The following is a 377-nucleotide window of genomic DNA, read 5'->3' as shown; positions in this document are numbered from 1 at the left end:
ATCATGATGCGACTTTTATGTGTATGAAGGAAGATCCGATGATGAATCGGGAGTTGAAGCCCGGCTATAACCTGCAAGTCGCTACACATAAGCAATTTGTCCTTGATTACGGGCTCTTTTCAAATCCAACTGACACCAGGACCTTAGTGCCATTTCTTACCCAGTTTCATGCTTTAGATTTCTTTAAGCATATCGTTGCCGATGCCGGTTATGGTAGTGAGTACAATTACACAATGATTCTTGATCAGTTTGAAAAGCAGCCTGTTATTCCATACACAACTTATCAAAAGGAACAGAAACGTAAATGGCAGATTGCAATAAATAAATTGAACACTTCATCGAAACATTTTTCGCATAAAGACTTCAATGGGTGATCG

General features: G+C 39.3%; 1 pseudogene. It reads left to right on the top strand.

Annotated features, from left to right (window positions below):
• A pseudogene (locus QOS07_RS09355) lies at nucleotides 1-311 on the top strand (transposase); the annotation flags it as partial.
• Nucleotides 312-377: the final 66 nt, after the last annotated feature.

It is taken from the genome of Limosilactobacillus viscerum (genome assembly GCF_947387525.1).
GTDB lineage: Bacteria > Bacillota > Bacilli > Lactobacillales > Lactobacillaceae > Limosilactobacillus > Limosilactobacillus viscerum.
Note: the sequence above shows the minus strand (reverse complement) of the source record. Positions and strands in the feature narration are given on the sequence as shown.